Here is a 19,799-nt window from a genome sequence, read left to right on the forward strand (position 1 = left end):
AATTACACGCTCGGCTTTAAAACTGGATATCTATCCAGTTGTTCATTATCCTAACCACAATTATTAGCAACAATTTGAGTTTTGATTGTGATTGGCCGATTACGCGGAATTTTGCTTGAAAAGCAACCCCCTGAAATCCTGCTGGAAGTTAATGGCGTGGGTTACGAAGTCAGTATGCCTATGAGCTGCTTCTATGAATTGCCAGAAGTGGGTGAAGAAGCGATTGTTTACACTCACTTCGTCGTACGTGAAGACGCGCAACTCCTCTATGGGTTTAACACCACCATCGAACGTGCTTTATTCCGCGAAGTCATCAAAGCCAATGGCGTCGGTCCTAAATTGGGTCTGGCGATTCTTTCCGGTATGACGGCAACTCAATTTGTCGACAGCGTAGAACGTGAAGATGTCTCAACGCTGGTGAAAATCCCTGGCGTAGGTAAGAAAACCGCAGAGCGTTTGGTGATCGAAATGCGTGATCGCCTGAAAAACTGGCATGCCTTCGACCTGTTTACCCCACATGCCGATGCAGCGGCCCGCCGTGCGGCAAGCAATGAAACCGTCGTTGCTGCATCGAATGATCCGAAAGATGAAGCGATAAGTGCGCTTATCGCGCTGGGCTACAAAGCTGCACAGGCTGAGAAAGTGGTCAAGCAAGTGGCCGTTGATGGCATGAAGAGCGAGGCGATCATCCGTGATGCGCTGCGTTCAATGGTCTAATAGGGTGATTTGGAATGATTGAAGCTGATCGACTGATGGGCACGGTACCCCCGAGCCGCGAAGACGACGTCATTGACCGCGCTATTCGCCCAAAGATGCTGTCGGATTATCAAGGTCAGGATCACGTCCGTGATCAGATGGAAATCTTTATTCATGCGGCGCGTAAACGTGAAGAAGCCCTCGACCATTTGCTGATCTTTGGGCCTCCAGGTCTGGGTAAAACCACGTTGGCAAATATTGTTGCTAACGAGATGGAAGTGAATATCCGCACGACTTCCGGGCCTGTCCTTGAAAAAGCAGGTGATTTGGCGGCGCTTCTGACCAATCTTGAGCCAAACGATGTGCTTTTCATTGATGAAATTCACCGCTTGAGTCCGGTGGTGGAAGAAGTGTTGTATCCAGCGATGGAAGACTACCAACTGGATATCATGATTGGTGAAGGCCCGGCTGCGCGTTCTATCAAGATTGACTTGCCACCATTTACGCTAGTGGGCGCAACGACACGTGCTGGCTCATTGACCTCGCCACTGCGTGACCGCTTCGGCATTACTCAGCGCCTTGAGTACTACAACATTGCCGACCTCAAAGGGATCGTTCAACGCAGCGCGAATTGCCTGAATCTGGATATGGATGAAGAAGGTGCATTTGAAATCGCGAGACGTGCCCGCGGTACACCGCGTATTGCGAACCGTCTGCTTCGCCGTGTTCGCGACTATGCCGAGGTTAAAGCTGATGGTCGTATCAATGCGGATGTGGCATCAAAAGCGTTGGACATGTTGGATGTAGATAACCAAGGTTTCGATTACATGGACAGAAAGCTTCTCACTGCAATTATCGAGAAGTTTGACGGCGGTCCGGTTGGTTTGGATAACCTTGCCGCGGCAATTGGTGAAGCCAAAGACACAATCGAAGATGTGTTAGAGCCTTATCTTATCCAACAAGGCTACTTGCAGCGCACCCCAAGAGGGCGTATTGCAAGTCAGCGAGCATATCTTCATTTTGGATTTGATATGCCTGAGTGAGCAAGCACCACTATCTTCCTCTTTTCAAAGGCTGGCCTAGTGTCAGCCTTTGCTATTTTTCCTCCCTGAACAATACTTCTAGTGCAAATGTCGCGTGCTAGAAGATTTCAATATCTGCCAACGTCTAATTTGGGTTTTGTTTTGATCTGGATCTTGAATTCAAACGATTTAAACGCCCGGAGTTGATTAATTTGACAGCAGTCAATGTGAGATCGCTCCAAAGGCTTTGAAGCTCGTCCCCAGAATGTTTAGTATTAGCTGGCACTATATTAGGAGATGCTTAACAAAATCCTAACCAGTGCGGCACATTCGTGCAACATAAAGAGGGATGGCTGTTTACACAGTCCCCGTAAGGAAGCTCAGTTAAGCGCGAGCTGTATGGCTCGCAGGTGATTAAGCATTTACTTAACGATACGTAAGTGTCGTGCGTCAGTCAGCCTGACGATGAAGGAGTTACTATGTTAACTGATATTGTTGATCTGTCGCGGTTACAGTTTGCACTGACTGCGATGTATCACTTCTTGTTTGTCCCACTGACTCTGGGTATGGCATTCCTGCTAGCCATCATGGAGTCGTTGTATGTGATGACCGATAAGCAGATCTACAAGGACATGACCAAGTTCTGGGGTAAGCTGTTTGGTATTAACTTCGCGTTGGGCGTCGCTACCGGCCTCACCATGGAGTTCCAGTTTGGTACTAACTGGGCATACTATTCTCACTATGTCGGCGATATTTTCGGTGCCCCTCTGGCGATCGAAGCGCTGATGGCCTTCTTCCTGGAATCTACCCTTGTCGGTATGTTCTTCTTCGGTTGGGACCGTCTCTCCAAGCGCCAACACCTTACTGTCACTTGGCTGACCGCCATTGGCTCCAACTTTTCTGCGCTTTGGATTCTCGTCGCTAACGGCTGGATGCAAAATCCTGTGGGTGCAGAGTTCAACTTCGAAAGCATGCGAATGGAAATGGTGAGCTTTGCTGAAGTTGTACTTAACCCGGTTGCGCAGGTGAAATTTGTTCACACTGTTGCTGCAGGTTACACCACAGGTGCTATGTTCGTTCTGGGTATCAGTGCTTACTACCTGCTGAAAGGTCGTGACGTTGCGTTTGCTCGTCGCTCTTTCGCGATTGCTGCTTCATTTGGTATGGCGGGCATTCTGTCTACTATCGTACTGGGTGACGAATCTGGCTATGAGTTGGGCGACGTTCAGAAAGTCAAACTGGCCGCCATCGAAGCAGAATGGCACACAGAGCCAGCACCAGCTGCTTTCACCGTATTTGGTTTCCCTAACCAAGAGACCATGGAAACCGATTACGCGATTAAAATCCCATACGTGATGGGTATCATCGCGACACGTTCTTTCGACAAGCAAGTAACGGGTCTACATGACATCGTTGATGAGCACGAAGCACGTATCCGTAACGGTATGATTGCTTACGGTTTGCTTGAGAAACTGCGTGCAGGTGAAAGAACACCTGAAAACCTGGCTGCGTTTGATGACGTGAAGAAAGACCTAGGTTTTGGTCTCCTGCTAAAACAACAAACACCAAACGTTGTTGATGCGACAGAAGCACAAATCAAACAAGCGGCAAAAGACTCTATTCCTCAGGTAGCACCGCTATTCTGGAGCTTCCGCATCATGGTAGCGTGTGGCTTCGCCATGCTGTTCATCTTCGGTATGGCGTTCTACCAGACTTGTCGCCAGAAAATCGATGAAAAACCATGGCTTCTAAAACTGGCTCTGTTTGGTATTCCATTGCCGTGGATTGCCTGTGAAGCAGGTTGGTTCGTTGCTGAGTATGGTCGTCAGCCTTGGGCGGTGGGTGAAATTCTGCCAGTGCACATGGCAGCATCTAATCTTCCTGCGTCAGAAATCATCACTTCACTGGTTGCGATCGTTGCACTGTACACAGTGTTCTTGATTGCTGAAGTGTACCTGATGGTTAAATTCGCGCGCTTAGGCCCTAGCAGCCTAAAAACAGGCCGTTATCACTTTGAAAAGCTAAAGAGCCCGGAAACGGATCTTGCGCGTCAAGTTGAAGCATAAGGAGAGCGTGAGACATGTTTGAATACGAGATTCTACGTCTGATCTGGTGGGCACTGATTGGTGTTCTGCTGATCGGCTTCGCGATTACCGATGGCTTTGATATGGGTGTCGGCGCGTTGGTGCCAGTTATTGGTAAAACCGATAACGAGCGTCGCGTAATGATTAACTCCATTGCGCCTCATTGGGATGGTAACCAAGTTTGGTTGATCACCGCTGGTGGTGCGCTGTTCGCAGCGTGGCCGTTGGTCTATGCAGTGTCGTTCTCAGGTTTCTACCTGGCTATGATTCTGACACTGGCGGCTTTGTGGTTCCGTCCTATTGGTTTTGACTACCGTTCGAAAATTGAAGACCCACGCTGGCGTAAAACCTGGGACTGGGGCATTTTTGTGGGTAGCTTCGTGCCGCCAATCATCTTTGGTGTGGCATTTGGTAACTTGCTGCAAGGGGTACCGTTTGAACTGAACGAGTTCCTGATCCCAACTTACCGTGGTTCTTTCTTTGGCCTGCTGAATCCGTTTGCGATTCTATGTGGCTTGGTCAGCTTGTTCATGATCGTGACGCAAGGCGCGACTTACCTTCAGATGAAAACCACCGATGCGCTGCACGTCCGCGCACGTAACGTGGCGCAGATTTCTGCGATTCTGACTGCGGTATGTTTTGCACTTGCTGGCTTCTGGGCGCAAAGCATTGAAGGCTATGTGATCACCAGCGAAATCATGACCAATGCAACGTCGAACCCATTGAACAAAGAAGTGATGACCTTAACTGGTGCACTGTTCAATAACTACGAAGCTTACCCGCTACTGTGGGCTGCACCGGCGTTGGCGGTATTTATGCCACTGTTGGTTGCTGTATGTGCGCGTTTCGAGCGTGACGGTTTTGCGTTCTTGTTCAACAGCCTTGCAATTGCGGGTGTGATTTTGACGGCAGGTTTTGCGATGTTCCCATTCGTGATGCCTTCTAGCTTGTTCCCAGATCACAGCCTAACAATGTGGGATGCGACGTCGAGCGAGTTGACGCTGAACATTATGACGGGCGTAGCGATTGTGATGGTGCCAATCATCCTGTCTTACACCGCATGGTGTTACTACAAGATGTTCGGCCGTCTTGATGACAAGTTCATCGAAGAAAACAAAACCTCACTGTACTAAGAGAAGGAGTTAACCATGTGGTATTTCGCTTGGATTCTGGGTGTATTGCTGGCGTGCTCGTTCGGTATTATCAATGCGCTTTGGTTAGAACACACTGAAGCCATGGATCGTGACAGTGAAGAATAAGTTCACGACTATGCTAGACGGTCTGCATGACCGTCTTCATATCCGTGTGCTCATGCTGTTATCGCTGGCAATGGCGCTAACATGCGGCGGGTTAGTCATGTGGGATCCTCAGACTTTCGCAGATAAGATTGGGGGCTTCACTGTTGCCAACGGTCCTGCACTGATTTGGGCAACCTGTACCGGAATGATCCACGGTATGGCGTTCAAACCACGATTCTGGCTTTGGCAGCTCGTTTTCTTTCCACCGTTTGCGTGGGTAGTGATGAGTTTTGTGCTTGTAAAAGCATTTCTTTGACATCCCGTTGTAACACTCTGTTACCGACAGCCCGGCTTAAAACAGCTGGGCTGTTTTATTTTGCGCCATTCGTGACCAGCCTCGTCGCTTGGTGCTTTTATTACACTGAGTAAGTCAGTTATAGTATTTCGCTAAACCTTACTATGGATTTCAGGTAATTATCAGGATGAGGAGTCTCCATCCGTTCTGCTGGCCTGTTCGCATCTACTACGAAGACACCGATACTGGTGGGATCGTCTATCATGCGAACTACCTCAAATACTTCGAGCGTGCGAGAACAGAACTTCTGCGCAGCATTGGTGTCCATCAACATACGTTATTTGAAGAACATACGGCGTTTGTCGTACGTCATATGGACATCGATTTCCTCAAAGGCGCAAGGCTTGACGAAGAACTTACCGTTCAAACAACGGTACCTGAAGTTCGTCGGGCGACCCTCACATTCTGTCAAGATTTGGTGAATTCAGAAGGCGATGTGTTGTGTCGTGCCACCGTTAAGGTAGCCTGTGTCGATTCTGAGAAAATGAAGCCGAAATCCATCCCTAAATCGATTCAATCGGAGATTTTAAGTGAGCGCTGAACTTTCAATTCTTGATCTGTTCTTGCAGGCGAGTCTGCTGGTTAAAGCAGTCATGTTGGTTCTGCTGGGCATGTCTGTCGTGTCTTGGGCAATGATCATTAAGCGTTCGCAGGTGCTTTCAGAAGCGTCATCGAAAGCGGAGCGTTTTGAAGACAGATTCTGGTCCGGGATGGACTTGTCTCAACTGTTTCAGGAAGTGCAGGCTCGCAAAGACAACCTGTCAGGCAGTGAGCAAATCTTCTACTCTGGCTTTAAAGAATTTGCCCGTCTTCACCGTAGCAACGGCAAAGTGCCGGAAGCGGTGATGGAAGGCACCTCCCGTGCCATGCGCGTATCTCTCTCTAAAGAAGTGGAATCGTTGGAAACCAATCTGCCATTCCTTGCAACGGTCGGTTCAATCACGCCATACATCGGCCTCTTTGGTACGGTTTGGGGCATCATGCACGCATTTATCGCGCTGGGCGCGGTTAAGCAAGCGACCCTTGCCATGGTTGCACCGGGTATCGCGGAAGCACTTGTTGCAACTGCAATGGGTCTGTTTGCTGCTATCCCAGCGGTGATGGCGTACAACCGATTTACTGCGAAAGTGGGCAAGCTTGAGAACAACTACATCAACTTCATGGAAGAGTTTTCGAGCATTCTTCACCGTCAGGCGTTTGCTTCACCGAAGGAGTAATGTATGCCTTACCAGCGTAAACGGCGGAAAATGAACGCCGAAATCAACGTGGTGCCATACATTGACGTGATGTTGGTACTCTTGATTATTTTCATGGTGACAGCGCCTTTCGTGACGCAGGGTGTGGATGTGGATCTTCCACAAACATCGAATGCTAAAACGGCAGCGGAGCTTGCAAAAGAAGAAGACAGCGGCGCGTTTATTATTGTAGAAGTTGATCTGAACGGCGGTTTGGGACTTTCCGTGAATAACGGAGACATGCAACGCGGTCTGTCACTTCAGGATCTACTTATCCGCGTGAAGGCAGAGCTAGAAATTAACCCTAAATCACCTGTGCTTGTCGGTGGTGATGGACGCGTGCCGTATTCAGAAATCATTCTCACCTTGGATGCATTGAACCAAGCTGGGGTTTCATCAGTCGGCTTGATGACGGAACCGCTTGATTCATGAGAGATGGAATGAAGAAAACTCAGAAGTCGAGTTACACGGGCGCAACTTTCGTTTCTGTACTGCTGCATGCTGCATTATTCGGTGGCTTGCTTTGGGGGGCGGACTTTACGAAAGTCTCGCATCAACCTGTAGGGCAAAGCATTGAAGCTGTCGTCATAGACCCAAGTGTGGTGAACGAGCAGGCAAGAAAAATTCGCCAGCAGCGGGATGAAGCTAAACGTCAGGAAGATGATCGTCTTCGTCGTTTGGAACAGCAAGCTGATTTGCTTGAACAACAGCGTGAGCAGGAAGAAAAACGTCTGCGTGAGCTGAGAGCAGAAAAACTGGCTGCTGAGAAAGAGGCTCGTGAAGCAGAAGTTGAGCGCAAGCGCATTGCTGATGCCAAGAAAAAAGCCGCTGAAGAACAGCGCAAAGCTGAAGAAGCTACACGTATTGCTCAGGAAAAAGCGGCTGCGGCTGAAGCTGAGCGTGTTCGTCGCGTAGAGGAGCAACGCAAAGCCGAAGAAGCGGCGAAGAAAGCAGAAGCAGACCGTCAGCGCGCCGTGGAAGAGCAGCGTAAAGCTGAGGAAGAACGTCAACGTAAACTGGCTGAAAAGCAGCGTGCTGAAGAAGAAGCACGCAAAGCGGAAGAAGAACGCCAGCGTAAGTTAGCCGAGAAGAAAAAAGCTGAAGAGGAAGCCCGCAAAGCCGAAGCTGCGCGCAAAGAAGCTGAGCGTAAAGCAGCAGAAGCGAAGCGTAAGCAGGCAGAGCAGGAGGCTGCCCTCAACGAGCTTTTTAGCGGTCTCGAGTCGGAATCCGCCACGCGCGATACGGCTCGAGGACGTTTTGTGAATGATGAAGTAGCCCGCTATGGCTCCATCTATACACAAATGATTAAGCAAAATTTGCTGGTAGATGACAATCTCCGCGGGCAGGAATGTATCGTTAAAATGCGCATTTCTGGCACTGGTTTGTTGTTGGACGTATCAGAGGTAGGTGGCAATCGTTCACTTTGCCGTGCGACCAAAACTGCAGTTTTAAAAGTGTCATCTTTCCCAATGCCAGATGACAAAGATATCGCAGCTGAGCTCCAGAATATCGAGCTGACTGTGAAACCAGAGTAAGAGGGATCCTTCATGTTGAAACGAGTACTCTTCGGAGCAGTAGTGATGATGCTAGCCGTGATTCAACCTGCACATGCAGAGTTGAAGCTGGTCATCACCGAAGGGGTAAACTCCGCGCGCCCAATTGCCATTGTTCCTTTCAAATGGGAAGGTGAGGGCAAGCTTCCTACGGATGTTTCAGCGGTCGTGGCTTCGGATTTACAACGAAGCGGCAAGTTTAGCCCAGTACCAACCGACAAAATGCCACAAACGCCTTACAACGATGAGCAGGTGGACTTTAACGACTGGACTGCAATGGGTGTGGATGCGTTGGTTACAGGTACCATCAGCCCAACGGCTGATGGCAAGTACCTTATCAATTATCAACTGATTGATATTGTTCGCGGCCAGTTAACCGGTGGCCAGAGCAAAGGGCTGTCTACAACGGGTGAATTGGTCTTGACTAAAGATCACCTGCTGTTGAATAACCGCAAAGTGGTTGGTGACAAACAGCTTCGTCAATACGCCCACCGTATTTCTGATTTGGTTTACGAAAAACTGACCGGTGAAAAAGGTGCGTTTCTGACGCGCATTGCGTACGTGGTTATCGATGATAAAGCTGAACACCCCTACCAACTTCGTATCGCTGACTACGATGGCTACAACGAATTGTTGGTACTTCGTTCCAAGCAGCCACTGATGTCACCAGCATGGTCGCCTGACGGCAAGCAGTTGGCTTACGTGAGTTTCGAGAATGGTCAGGCGCAGATTTTCCTGATGAATATCTACACCGGTGAACGTGAAATGATTTCGTCATTCCCACGTCACAACGGTTCGCCACGCTTCTCTCCGGACGGCAGCAAACTGGCGATGGTACTGTCGAAAACTGGCAGCCTTCAGGTTTACGTGTTGGATTTGAAGACCCGCAAGATGGACCAGATCACTAAAGGCCGTGCGAATAACACCGAACCATTCTGGGATCCAGACGGGCAGTCTTTGATCTTTACCTCAGACCGGGGTGGTAAACCACAGATTTATCGAGTAAATTTAGCCGATGGTTCTACCAATAGGATTACATGGCAAGGTAGCCAGAACCTCGGCGGTCAACTTACCCCGGATGGTAGATACCTGGTGATGGTTCACCGCTCGGACTCAGGCTACAACATTGCAAAACAAGATTTGCAAACGGGTGCTGTTGAGATTCTAACGAAAACTATGTTGGATGAATCTCCAAGCCTTGCGCCAAACGGCAGTATGGTCATTTACAGCTCAGTTTACGGGCGTAATAACGTGCTTTCTTTGGTGTCCATTGATGGACGCTTCAAAGCGAGACTACCCGCTACCAATGGCCGGGTGAGAGCCCCAGCATGGTCCCCGTTCCAATAATATTTGCGCTTATTTGATATAAGGAAAACAAGATGCAAGTTAATAAAGTACTTAAGGGTTTGGCTGTAGCGCTGCCTATGTTTACTCTGGCGGCATGTAGCTCAAGTGACAGCTCTACCGACAGCACTGGCACTGAAACTAACAACGGTTCTCAAACCACTGTTGTGACTCCAGTTGATGGCGGTCAAGGTGGCCTGACTGAGCAAGAGATCCGTAACAACGAGTTGCGTCAGTCTCAAACTGTTTACTTCAGCTTCGACGACTACTCTGTTCTGCCACAGTTTGAAGATATGCTGGATGCACACGCAGAATTCCTGCGCGCTAACGCAGACATCAAAGTGGTTGTAGAAGGTCACGCAGATGAGCGTGGTACTCCTGAGTACAACATCGCGCTGGGCGAGCGTCGTGCAAATGCAGTTGCTAAGTACCTGCAAGCACTGGGCGTACCAGCATCTCAAATCTCTATCGTAAGCTACGGTGAAGAAAAGCCACTGGTTCTTGGCCAGGGTGAAGAAGCTTACGCGAAGAACCGTCGTGCGGTTCTGGTTTACTAATTAAAGGTAAATCTTATGAACAGTAACACTTTGCGTGCTCTATCGCTGGCGTTACTGGTGAGTGCGGCAGCCCCTGTGGCTGCCGCACCTGCTCCGGTGACTGAGTTGGGCGGTAGTGGTAGCTCTGTTGAGCGCTTGGAGCGAATGCTGGAAGCTCGAAACCAGATGCAAATCGACATGCAGCGCCAACTTGACCAGATGGCGAGCGAACTCGATGAGTTGCGTGGCACGGTCGAAAGAAATAATTACGAATTAAATCAGATGCTGGAACGTCAGCGCGATCTCTACCGCGAGATTGATTCGCTGAGAAATGCGAAACCGGCACCTGCTGTTGAAACTAAGCCTCAAGAAAATGCTTCAACGGAAAAATACTCAGCGAATCAGTCTGAGAATGCGGAATATGATGCGGCAGTCAATCTCATTCTGAAAGAGAAAAACTACGCCGGCGCGACAGAAGCGTTCAACGCATTCCTGGCTAAATACCCTGAATCAATTTACAAACCAAACGCACACTACTGGCTGGGTCAATTGTACTTCTCAAAAAGCCAGTTAGACGATGCGAAGAAAAACTTCACTGCCGTTAGCCAGTTTGCCAAATCAAGCAAACGTGCCGATGCACTGTTGAAGTTGGGCATTATTGCTGACCGCCAGAAAGATACAGCAACAGCTAAAACTCTCTTTGAACAAGTTGTGAAGGAATATCCCGGCACAACCACGGCAAAACAAGCTGAGAAGCAGTTGAGCCAATAATTTCTAAAAGCGTCGCTCACGAAAGCCAGCATGATTGCTGGCTTTCTTATATCTAAAATGACGCATTTCAGCGTAAACGATCTGTCATAAAAGATGAAAACTCGATACCAAGCTGGGTATAATGACCGGATTGGAAGCCAAATCTGAGTAAGTTGATGAGCCAGATTATTAATACTGCAGAGACAGTATATCCTTTCCCTCCGAAGCCGGAGGCCTTGTCCGAGCAACAGAAAACTGACTACATCGCGAGCATCAAGCAATTGCTCAAGGAAAAAGATGCAGTGATGATTGCTCACTACTATACCGACCCTGAAATCCAGGCGCTGGCCGAAGAAACCGGTGGTTTCGTTGGTGACTCTCTGGAAATGGCGAAGTTTGGTAACAAACATCCTGCTAAGACCCTTCTGGTTGCTGGCGTTCGCTTTATGGGCGAAAGCGCCAAAATCCTTACTCCAGAAAAGACCGTTCTGATGCCAACGCTTGAAGCAGAGTGTTCATTGGATTTGGGCTGCCCAGAAGATCGCTTCACTGAATTCTGCGATGCTCACCCTGACCATACGGTTGTGGTTTACGCTAATACTTCTGCAGCTGTTAAAGCCCGTGCGGATTGGGTAGTCACTTCGTCTATCGCGTTGGAAATCGTTGAACACCTCGACGCTGAAGATAAGAAAATTATCTGGGGTCCTGACCGCCATTTAGGCTCATACATCGCGAATAAGACCGGTGCAGAAATGCTGCTTTGGCAAGGCGAGTGTGTGGTGCACGATGAGTTTTCAGCGAAAGCGTTGAGAGACATGAAAGCTGTCTACCCAGACGCTGCGATTCTTGTTCACCCAGAATCCCCAGCCAGTGTTGTAGAGCTTGCAGACGCTGTCGGTTCAACCAGCCAGCTGATCAAAGCTGCAAAAGAGTTGCCAAACAAGCAACTGGTGGTCGCGACTGACAAAGGCATCTTTTTCAAGATGCAGCAAATGGTGCCGGAAAAAGAGCTGATTGAAGCGCCAACCGCCGGTGCTGGCGCAACATGCCGAAGCTGTGCACATTGCCCTTGGATGGCAATGAACGGCTTGAAGGCAATCGAACTGGCATTGCGTGAGGGTGGCGAAGAGCATGAAATCTTCGTTGACGAAGCGATCCGAGTGAAATCTCTTGTTCCACTGAACCGTATGCTGGATTTTGCTGCTTCTCTGCAGTTGCAGGTTAAAGGCAACGCGTAAGGTCAAAGAAAGTTATTCAAAAGGCGGGCATGATGTTCGCCTTTTTTGTTTTCAAACGTTGAGGAATAAACATGGCACAAGCAATGTTAACCATAGGGCTTCCAATCGCACTGGCTTGGATGATGTTCTGTGTCGGCATTACCTTGTCATTGACTGATTTCAAACGCGTGGCGGAGTACCCGGGAAAAATTGCAGCTGGACTAACGGCGCAGCTTGTTGGCTTGCCGCTCATTGCCTACATCCTCATTCATGTTTTTGCATTGCCAGAAGTGGTTGCTGTGGGCCTTTGGATTCTGGCACTGGCTCCGGGTGGAGCTTCCTCCAACGCGATAAGTCATTTGGCAGGCGGAGACTCTGCGCTCTCTATCACCATGACAGCGGTCAGCAGCCTGATTATTCCTTTCAGCTTACCTCTGATGCTGTCTTTGGTACTCTCAGATGTCTCTGCAGTGATTCCGGTCAAAACGGCCATCCTGCAGCTTATCGCTGTCACTTTGTTGCCAGTGACTATTGGCATGTTACTCAATCACTTTGTGAAAGGAGAAGGCTTTACACGTTTCTCTGTTTTGGCAGGTAAATCAGCTTTGTGGGCGCTGTTCTTTACGGTGGCAGTGACGCTTGCCGCTAACACGGCCGTGTTCTCTCAACTCTTCTCCGTTGCATCCGTGATGGTGCTGTTACTGTGTTTGTTGGGAATGGGCTTGGGGGTTGCCGTGTCAAAGCTGTTTTCAGGCGATAGAAAGCTCACACGAACTTTTGCTATTGAGGTCGGTATTCAGAATGCAGGCACAGCTATATTCGTCGCAGTCGTCCAACTTCAACAGCCTGAACTGGCATTGACGCCTTTACTTTACGGGGTGTTGATGAATATTCCAGCTGTGATATTGATTGTGCTGAATAAACGCAGGCAAGACTCTGTAACGGCCTAAAAAGAGCTGCCATCGGCAGCTCTTTTTGCTTTGTGTGTTTTCAAATTACAGCGTCGGCATAGAGAAAGATGTACTTTCACGCACACTGGCTGATGGCCAACGTTGGGTGATGGTTTTGCGTCGGGTATAAAACTTCACCGAATCTGGCCCATACGCATGAAGGTCACCAAAGAGTGATTGCTTCCAGCCGCCAAAGCTGTGATAAGCCACGGGAACGGGCAGGGGAATGTTGATCCCGACCATGCCGACTTTGATGTGATCAGAGAAATAACGCGCTGCTTCACCATCACGGGTGAAGATGCAGGTGCCGTTGCCATATCTATGATCGTTGATGAGTGTCATGGCTTCTTCCATGGAATTCACTCGAACGACCTGTAGCACTGGGCCAAAGATCTCTTCCTGATAGCTGACCATGTCTGGCCTAACATTGTCGATAAGTGTTGCACCCACATAGAAGCCATTTTCATAGCCTTCAACATGAGGGTTTCGTCCATCAACCACGAGTCTCGCGCCATCTTCTGCAGCAGAAGCGATGTAAGCTTCGACTTTCTCTTTGTGCTCTTGAGTGATGACAGGGCCGAAATCATTGTCGTTGTCATAGAAAGGACCAACGCGCAGTGATGAGAGCTTCTCTGCGAGACTGCCGATTAATCTGTCCGCCGCGTCATCACCGACTGCGACTGCCACAGATAGCGCCATACAGCGCTCTCCGCTAGATCCAAATGCAGCACCAAGTAACTGGTTCACCGCGTTTTCCATGTCGCAATCTGGCATGACAATCGCGTGATTTTTCGCGCCGCCGAGAGCCTGACAGCGTTTGCCGGACTGACTCGCCTTTTCGTAGATGTACTGCGCAATCGGCGTGCTGCCAACAAAGCTGACGGCTTCTATGCCTTTGCTTTCCAGCAGTCTGTCTACCACGGTTTTATCGCCTTGGATGACCTGCATGACACCGTCTGGCAATCCTGCTTCTTTCAGGAGTTCAGCTATATATAGTGCTGCGCTAGGGTCGCGTTCAGACGGCTTGAGGATGAAGCAGTTACCGCAAACTAATGCCATAGGGAACATCCAAAGCGGTACCATGGCGGGGAAGTTGAAGGGGGTAATACCTGCAACGACACCGAGTGGCTGATGTTCAGACCAAGAGTCGATACCTGCGCCGACGTTTTTGCTGAACTCACCTTTCAACAGTTCTGTAGCGGAACAAGCATATTCGACATTTTCGATACCGCGTTGAAGCTCGCCCATTGCGTCATGCTGAATTTTCCCATGCTCTTCACCAATCAGCCGACAAATCGTTTCCTTGTTGTCTTCGAGCAACTGCTTGTAACGGAACATAATACGTGCACGTTTAATGGCAGGTGTGTTGCGCCACTCTGGGAATGCAGCATTTGCGATGTCGACCGCTTCATCCACCAGCTCTACGGGCGCTATTAATACATCCTTAGCGTGCTCCCCCGTTGCTGGGTTGTACACTGCTTGCTTTCTGGAACAAGTTTCTCTGATCTCTCCGTTGATCAAATGCCCGATATCCGTCATTTATCTTTCTCCTATTTCCAGAGGCTGGTGTAGAGTGTTTTCATCTCGTCTTCAGTTGGCACTCTTGGGTTATTCCCTGGGGAACCAGATCCAAAAGCCTGCTGAATCATGGTGTCGAGCACGGCGTCAAAATCATCTTTTACCACACCGAACTCTTCCAATGTGGGGACTTTTAGTTCTTCGTTGAGTGCCAGCAACTCTTGTTGCAAGCGGTTATTGGCTCCTTCAACACTGGCAGACTCATCAACCAATCCCATCGCTTTTGAGCACTGTGCGTAGCGCTCAGGGCAAGCTGGAATGGAAAAGGCGGTAATACTTGGCAGCAACATGGCATTGGACAATCCGTGTGGTACATGGAAAAACGCGCCAATAGGCCGGCTCATACCGTGAACCAAGGCAACTGAGGCATTGGAAAAGGCAATGCCTGCGAGTGTGGAGCCCATCATCATTTTCTGACGTGCTTCGACATTTTGACCGTCGTGGTAGGCCTTGCGTAGGTTTGGCGCGATAAGACGCATCGCTTCCAACGCGTTGTAATCGCTGAATGGGTTTCCTTTCTTACTCACATAAGCTTCGATGGCATGAGTAAGGGCGTCGATCCCTGTGTCCGCGGTGATACGAGGGGGCAGGGACATGGTCAACTTGTAGTCCACCAAAGCAGCTACCGGAAGAAAGCCCAGGCCAATACAGAGCATTTTTTCATCGGTTTCTGAGTCCGTGATGATGGTGAACTTGGTGACTTCCGAACCAGTACCCGCAGTGGTTGGAATTGCTACCACCGGAATACCAGTTTCATTAACGATGCGAGGCGCTTTGTAATCACGCATGATGCCGCCGTGACTGGCAAGCATACTAATCGCCTTAGCGCTGTCGATGGCACTGCCGCCTCCAAGGGCCACAATGCAGTCAGTTTGACTATCGCGTGTCACTGATACCGCTTCTTCAATCGATTGTGAGGTCGGCTCTGGAATGGTATCAGCGTAGATATGGCTTTGAATCCCAGCTTCTGACAGCAGTTCTGTCACCATGGCGGCATAGCCCATCTGTACCATGGTTTTGTCTGTAAGGATCAGGACGCGAGAAGCGTTAAATCCTTTCACGATATCCGGCAGCCGTTTGGTGGCGTCTTCGCCGAACTCCATCATCCGTGGCATAGCAACTGAAGTGCTCATTTTAAGGCTCCTACTGTATTGATATCTGGTTTTCGGGTAATAGCGCTCTACAGGATCCCCACTGGGAATTAGGCGCGATGAAAATATTGCTTCCCTCTATAGAATTAAGCTCTGAGCTGATTGCAATGCTCCTCTTTAAAATGCTAGAAAATTAGTAAGATTTATTGTTTTTACTAATTTGCTTTCTCGACATTTTAAATTTACTTATTTGCGACTTATATATGTCGCATTTAGGTAAGTAAGGCGTTTTTTACCCGAGGTAGTAACCTTTCACAATTCAACACTTTCCATCAATTAATAAATTTATAGTCATTGGTATAAAAATAATTATGCATTAAAGATGTGTGTCACTATTTTTACATTCTGACCATTTCTTTCTGTGTTGGTTAGGTGTAAATAGTGAATTTATAAAAATGAAAATTCGGCACTTTTTGATGTCGGCAAGATGGATTTTTCTCAAAAAAACTGTTGGTTTTAACGTGATGCAAGGAACACAACACATGAAGAAACGGCTACCTCCGCTGAACTGGCTTAGGTCGTTTGAAGCTGCGGCAAGGCATCTTAGCTTTACCCATGCCTCTCAGGAATTACACATAACGCAGGCCGCGATGAGTCAGCAGATCAAAGCACTGGAAAGCCAGCTCGGTACTATGCTGTTCGTCAGGTTGCCGAGAGGTTTAGAGTTGACCGAAGCGGGCGCTGCATACTTACCTGTGCTTCATGAGTCTATTGAAAAAATGAACGAGGTGACTGATGAACTGTTTGGTAAAGGAAGAAATAAGCTACTGAATGTTAGAGTTAATCTTGTCTTTTTTGTTAACTGGCTTGCTCCGCGTTTGCCCGATTTTTATGAGCAGTACCCGGATATCAACCTCAAGATCACTAGCAATATTTGGGTGAATAGCCAACAGAAGGCGCCTGATTGTGATCTCGAGATTATCTACGGCAACGGCCGATGGCAGCAGTATGAAGCTCGCCGACTTACATGGGATCTGCTCCAACCGGTTTGCAGCCCAAACTACGCTTCCCGTTTCCAAGGAAAACCCGTCCCTGAAGATATCGTCAATGAGAATCTGATACACGTTATCGGTTACGAGGACGGCTGGAATAGATGGTTTCAGTCGATTGGTATGCCATACACCGATTTTAACCTTGGCAGTCAGTTTGATACTTTAATCAATGCCTTTGAAGTGGCGGCTAACGGCGGTGGTATAGTTTTGGGGAGGAGTAGTTTACTTCAAGGGTATTTCGAAAATGAAAAGCTTATCTCCTTATTTGAACAGGAAGTTTTAACAACAGAAGCTTTCTATTTGGTTAATCATAAATCCCGTTTCTTGCATCCCCATGCCGAAGCTTTTATTAACTGGGTAATGGAAGAGGTTAATAACGATGAAGTAAATAACATACATCGCCCGCTTTATAACTAGTCATCCATAGGCGCATTAAAAAATTTATGACGAGACCAAATTTAAATTAATAGTCGATAAAGTTTAAAGTTATTAATATCCGGCAATGAATTCACCTTTCGGTGGTTCTCATTCAATGATTATGTCTCTTTAGCAAGGAGCGAGATAAATGAGAAATGCATTGCCGTTTTCAGGTCTAAATGTTGTCGATTTTGGTCAGTATGTTTCTGGCCCAGCCGTCGCCATGATCCTTGCCGACTTGGGTGCCAATGTGGTTCATATTGACCCGCCTAACGGACCACTTTGGAAACATTCGGCCAACGCTGTTCTTAATCGGAATAAAACCAATATTCGGCTGGACCTAAAATCTGGCTTGGATCTCGACAGGGCTTTGTCCTTGTGTTCACAGGCTGATGTAATCATTGAAAACTTCCGTCCTGGTACGATGAAGAAGCTGGGTATCGATTTAGACACTCTGCGTGAAACAAACCCCAGCTTGATTACGCTTTCTCTGCCTGGCTTTGCATCAAATGACCAACTACGCAAACAATGGAAAGCAACGGAAGCTGTGATTGCTGCTTCTTCCGGAGCTTTTACCGATATGGGTTACAACCGGGTATTAATGGGGTGTGATCCGAGCTTTTCTCCGCTCACGCTGGGTTCTGCTTACGCTACCATGTTGGCGGCAAGTGGTGTTTCATTGGCATTGTTTGATAGAGAGAAAAGTGGCCAGGGAGATCATATTGAAGTACCAGTGGCTGCAGCACTCATGGAAGGCCTCTCTTACAACTCCATCAATATTGAGGGCATGCCAGAGCGCTACCACACGATGAGGGAAAAAGAGATTGCACGTCGCCGCGACGCAGGGCTCCCTATGGACGTCTCCTATGATGAGCTTCAGGAGTACCTTGACCCCTTTTTCCGTACCTACAAATGCAAAGATGGCCGCTATTTCTATGTGGTCTGTCCGTCACACCGTAACCATGCCCGTCGCTGCCTTGAGCTTGCTGGCATTTATGATGAGCTGGTGGCTGAAGGTCTACCAGACGTTGAAAACCTCTATCTTCCGCATTCTCAATGGGAAGCTGAAACGTCCATTGGTGTTTACCCTTTACCTGCAAACTGGGCTGCCAAAATCTCTGAGAAAATGAAGCGTGTCTTCATCACCAAAACATCTGAAGAATGGGGCAAGCTCTTTGGCGAAGGGGGAATTCCAGGCGCGCCGCACCGCTCGACGCAAGAGTGGGTCAATGCGCCTTATTCGCTGGAAAGCGGCCTTATTGTAGAAGTGAATGATCCTGAATATGGCGTAATGAAACAGCCTGGCCCTCTGGTGTGGTTTGAAGAGTTGGGTGAAGAGCTATGCGAGATAGTCCCGCGGAAATTTGCGGAATATCACGATGCGGAAAGGCTTTTTAGCCAAGCTGGACTGCCCAAGAACTACGGAGCTTCACCCAATGTCGAGCCCGACCGCCAATGGCTCAAGGGCGTTCGTGTTCTCGACCTGACAAACGTTATTGCAGGGCCACATTCCACGGCATTTTTATCGCGATTTGGGGCAGAAGTTATCAAGCTGGATCCGACCAAGCCAATGTATGATCCGCTGATTGGTGTGTTCTTCAGTTATCTCTCCAATATCGGGAAGAAGAGCTTGCTGCTCGATATGCTGACTGACGAAGGCAAACCCATTTTCGAAGCTTTGGTGAAGACCTGCGATATCGTCGTTATCAATGCGCCTTCACGTCAGGTTGAACCTCTCGGTTTGAACGAAGAGCGCTTAAAAGCGATTAACCCCGATGTAATTTTCTGCCGCTTGGATTGTCTTGGAGGGCCTAAGCGCGGGGAGAAAACGGATTACATTGGCTATGACGATATCATTCAAGCAAACAGTGGCATCATGACCCGCTTTGGCGGCGCGGAGACACCAGAAGAACATGCTCACCTTGGAACGCTGGATGTAAATTGTGGCTTCGCTGCTGGGCTCGCAATGTCTGTTGCTTTGTATGTGCGGGCGAAAACAGGACAAGTACTGCGCCCCAGAACGTCATTGTCATCGACAACCAATCTGGCACAGATTAAATACAGCCATGATTACGAAGGTGCGCCGAGAGACGAGCCATCTGGTCGCGAAGCGTTGGGTTATGATGCCTTGTCGCACTTCTATCAAACTCATGATGGCTGGCTATATCTTGATGCGACGGAAACCGATATCAATAAACTCGAAATGCTTGAAGAGCTCCGAGGTATCTCTACTTGCGACGAGGCAGGGCGCAAGGCCTTGCTTGCGAATCAATTTAAACGTAAGCCCAACGATGTTTGGCTGAATAAACTGTCCCAGTTAGACGTTGCGGCAGCGCAAACACGCAGCATTGAATGGCTCAGAAAGCGTTACAGCCGCCCACAGGATGGGCAGGTCGGGTTTGATTCTGGCAGTTATGCGTTTTCGACCCATGACGAACACCCGAGCGGCTATGTCACGACTATGGTTGATCACTATTCGATTCGTCCAAAAGAAGCAAAGATTATCGCGGCCCCGCAAACTGAACGTTTCGGGCGTTCTAGCCGGAGAGTGTTAGGTGAGCTTGGATTTGGTGAGTCAGATATCCAGAGTTTGATAGACAAAGGTATCGTGAGTGATGGCTGGTCACAAGAATTCCTGCCAAGCTAACTCATGGGTAAAGGTGACAGAGACTAAAAAGCCG

Annotated in this window: 19 protein-coding genes; 17 read left to right on the plus strand and 2 right to left on the minus strand. The window is 48.7% G+C overall.

What is annotated here, in order from left to right:
• The first annotated feature begins 87 nt into the window (after positions 1 to 87).
• The 15 genes from ruvA to G5S52_RS02815 all read left to right on the plus strand — a co-directional run bounded on the left by ruvA (position 88) and on the right by G5S52_RS02815 (position 12,980).
• Positions 88 to 717 (plus strand): Holliday junction branch migration protein RuvA, encoded by a 630-nt coding sequence (ruvA, locus tag G5S52_RS02745; protein WP_062662400.1) that lies wholly within the window; start codon positions 88 to 90, stop codon positions 715 to 717.
• Between the two features lie 14 nt (positions 718 to 731).
• Positions 732 to 1,739, plus strand: a complete 1,008-nt coding sequence (gene ruvB, locus G5S52_RS02750; RefSeq protein ID WP_002538447.1) for a Holliday junction branch migration DNA helicase RuvB — start codon at positions 732 to 734, stop codon at positions 1,737 to 1,739.
• 458 nt (positions 1,740 to 2,197) lie between these two features.
• The gene (gene cydA / locus G5S52_RS02755; RefSeq protein ID WP_165011672.1) at positions 2,198 to 3,784 is read left to right on the plus strand and encodes a cytochrome ubiquinol oxidase subunit I; all 1,587 of its coding nucleotides are present in this window, start codon (positions 2,198 to 2,200) and stop codon (positions 3,782 to 3,784) included.
• Between the two features lie 14 nt (positions 3,785 to 3,798).
• Positions 3,799 to 4,935 (plus strand): cytochrome d ubiquinol oxidase subunit II, encoded by a 1,137-nt coding sequence (gene cydB / locus G5S52_RS02760; protein WP_002538445.1) that lies wholly within the window; start codon positions 3,799 to 3,801, stop codon positions 4,933 to 4,935.
• A gap of 15 nt (positions 4,936 to 4,950) precedes the next feature.
• Positions 4,951 to 5,061: a cytochrome bd-I oxidase subunit CydX gene (cydX, locus tag G5S52_RS02765; protein WP_039849945.1), complete on the plus strand. Its 111-nt coding sequence runs from the start codon at positions 4,951 to 4,953 to the stop codon at positions 5,059 to 5,061.
• Between the two features lie 10 nt (positions 5,062 to 5,071).
• The gene (locus G5S52_RS02770) at positions 5,072 to 5,356 is read left to right on the plus strand and encodes a cyd operon YbgE family protein (RefSeq protein WP_002538444.1); all 285 of its coding nucleotides are present in this window, start codon (positions 5,072 to 5,074) and stop codon (positions 5,354 to 5,356) included.
• A 166-nt stretch (positions 5,357 to 5,522) separates the two neighbouring features.
• A complete protein-coding gene (gene ybgC / locus G5S52_RS02775) occupies positions 5,523 to 5,936 on the plus strand; it encodes a tol-pal system-associated acyl-CoA thioesterase (RefSeq protein ID WP_046306750.1) in 414 nt (137 codons plus the stop codon).
• Complete coding sequence (gene tolQ, locus G5S52_RS02780) at positions 5,926 to 6,612, plus strand: protein TolQ (RefSeq protein ID WP_046306749.1); 687 nt, start codon at positions 5,926 to 5,928, stop codon at positions 6,610 to 6,612. The genes ybgC and tolQ overlap by 11 nt, the downstream gene beginning before the upstream one ends.
• Positions 6,613 to 6,615: 3 nt before the next feature.
• Positions 6,616 to 7,062: a protein TolR gene (gene tolR, locus G5S52_RS02785; protein WP_165011673.1), complete on the plus strand. Its 447-nt coding sequence runs from the start codon at positions 6,616 to 6,618 to the stop codon at positions 7,060 to 7,062.
• An 8-nt stretch (positions 7,063 to 7,070) separates the two neighbouring features.
• The gene (gene tolA, locus G5S52_RS02790) at positions 7,071 to 8,165 is read left to right on the plus strand and encodes a cell envelope integrity protein TolA (RefSeq protein WP_165011674.1); all 1,095 of its coding nucleotides are present in this window, start codon (positions 7,071 to 7,073) and stop codon (positions 8,163 to 8,165) included.
• A gap of 12 nt (positions 8,166 to 8,177) precedes the next feature.
• The gene (tolB, locus tag G5S52_RS02795) at positions 8,178 to 9,530 is read left to right on the plus strand and encodes a Tol-Pal system beta propeller repeat protein TolB (protein WP_039849943.1); all 1,353 of its coding nucleotides are present in this window, start codon (positions 8,178 to 8,180) and stop codon (positions 9,528 to 9,530) included.
• A gap of 32 nt (positions 9,531 to 9,562) precedes the next feature.
• Complete coding sequence (gene pal, locus G5S52_RS02800) at positions 9,563 to 10,084, plus strand: peptidoglycan-associated lipoprotein Pal (RefSeq protein ID WP_002538438.1); 522 nt, start codon at positions 9,563 to 9,565, stop codon at positions 10,082 to 10,084.
• 15 nt (positions 10,085 to 10,099) lie between these two features.
• Entirely contained in the window at positions 10,100 to 10,834 is a 735-nt protein-coding gene (gene ybgF / locus G5S52_RS02805) for a tol-pal system protein YbgF (RefSeq protein ID WP_165011675.1), read from the plus strand.
• A 155-nt stretch (positions 10,835 to 10,989) separates the two neighbouring features.
• The gene (gene nadA, locus G5S52_RS02810; protein ID WP_165011676.1) at positions 10,990 to 12,051 is read left to right on the plus strand and encodes a quinolinate synthase NadA; all 1,062 of its coding nucleotides are present in this window, start codon (positions 10,990 to 10,992) and stop codon (positions 12,049 to 12,051) included.
• A gap of 71 nt (positions 12,052 to 12,122) precedes the next feature.
• Positions 12,123 to 12,980, plus strand: a complete 858-nt coding sequence (locus tag G5S52_RS02815) for a bile acid:sodium symporter family protein (protein WP_165011677.1) — start codon at positions 12,123 to 12,125, stop codon at positions 12,978 to 12,980.
• 45 nt (positions 12,981 to 13,025) lie between these two features.
• On the opposite strand, the gene G5S52_RS02820 is transcribed toward G5S52_RS02815, so the two are convergent.
• Positions 13,026 to 14,519 (minus strand): CoA-acylating methylmalonate-semialdehyde dehydrogenase, encoded by a 1,494-nt coding sequence (locus G5S52_RS02820; protein ID WP_165011678.1) that lies wholly within the window; start codon positions 14,517 to 14,519, stop codon positions 13,026 to 13,028.
• An 11-nt stretch (positions 14,520 to 14,530) separates the two neighbouring features.
• Positions 14,531 to 15,691, minus strand: coding sequence for an iron-containing alcohol dehydrogenase (locus G5S52_RS02825; RefSeq protein ID WP_165011679.1), 1,161 nt, complete (start codon positions 15,689 to 15,691; stop codon positions 14,531 to 14,533).
• A 413-nt stretch (positions 15,692 to 16,104) separates the two neighbouring features.
• Here G5S52_RS02825 and G5S52_RS02830 point away from each other — a divergent pair, with 413 nt between their 5' ends.
• Positions 16,105 to 17,118 (plus strand): LysR substrate-binding domain-containing protein, encoded by a 1,014-nt coding sequence (locus G5S52_RS02830; protein WP_235956057.1) that lies wholly within the window; start codon positions 16,105 to 16,107, stop codon positions 17,116 to 17,118.
• A gap of 148 nt (positions 17,119 to 17,266) precedes the next feature.
• A complete protein-coding gene (locus G5S52_RS02835; protein ID WP_165011680.1) occupies positions 17,267 to 19,765 on the plus strand; it encodes a CoA transferase in 2,499 nt (832 codons plus the stop codon).
• Positions 19,766 to 19,799: the final 34 nt, after the last annotated feature.

The sequence above is a fragment of the Grimontia sedimenti genome (assembly GCF_011045095.1).
GTDB lineage: Bacteria > Pseudomonadota > Gammaproteobacteria > Enterobacterales > Vibrionaceae > Enterovibrio > Enterovibrio sedimenti.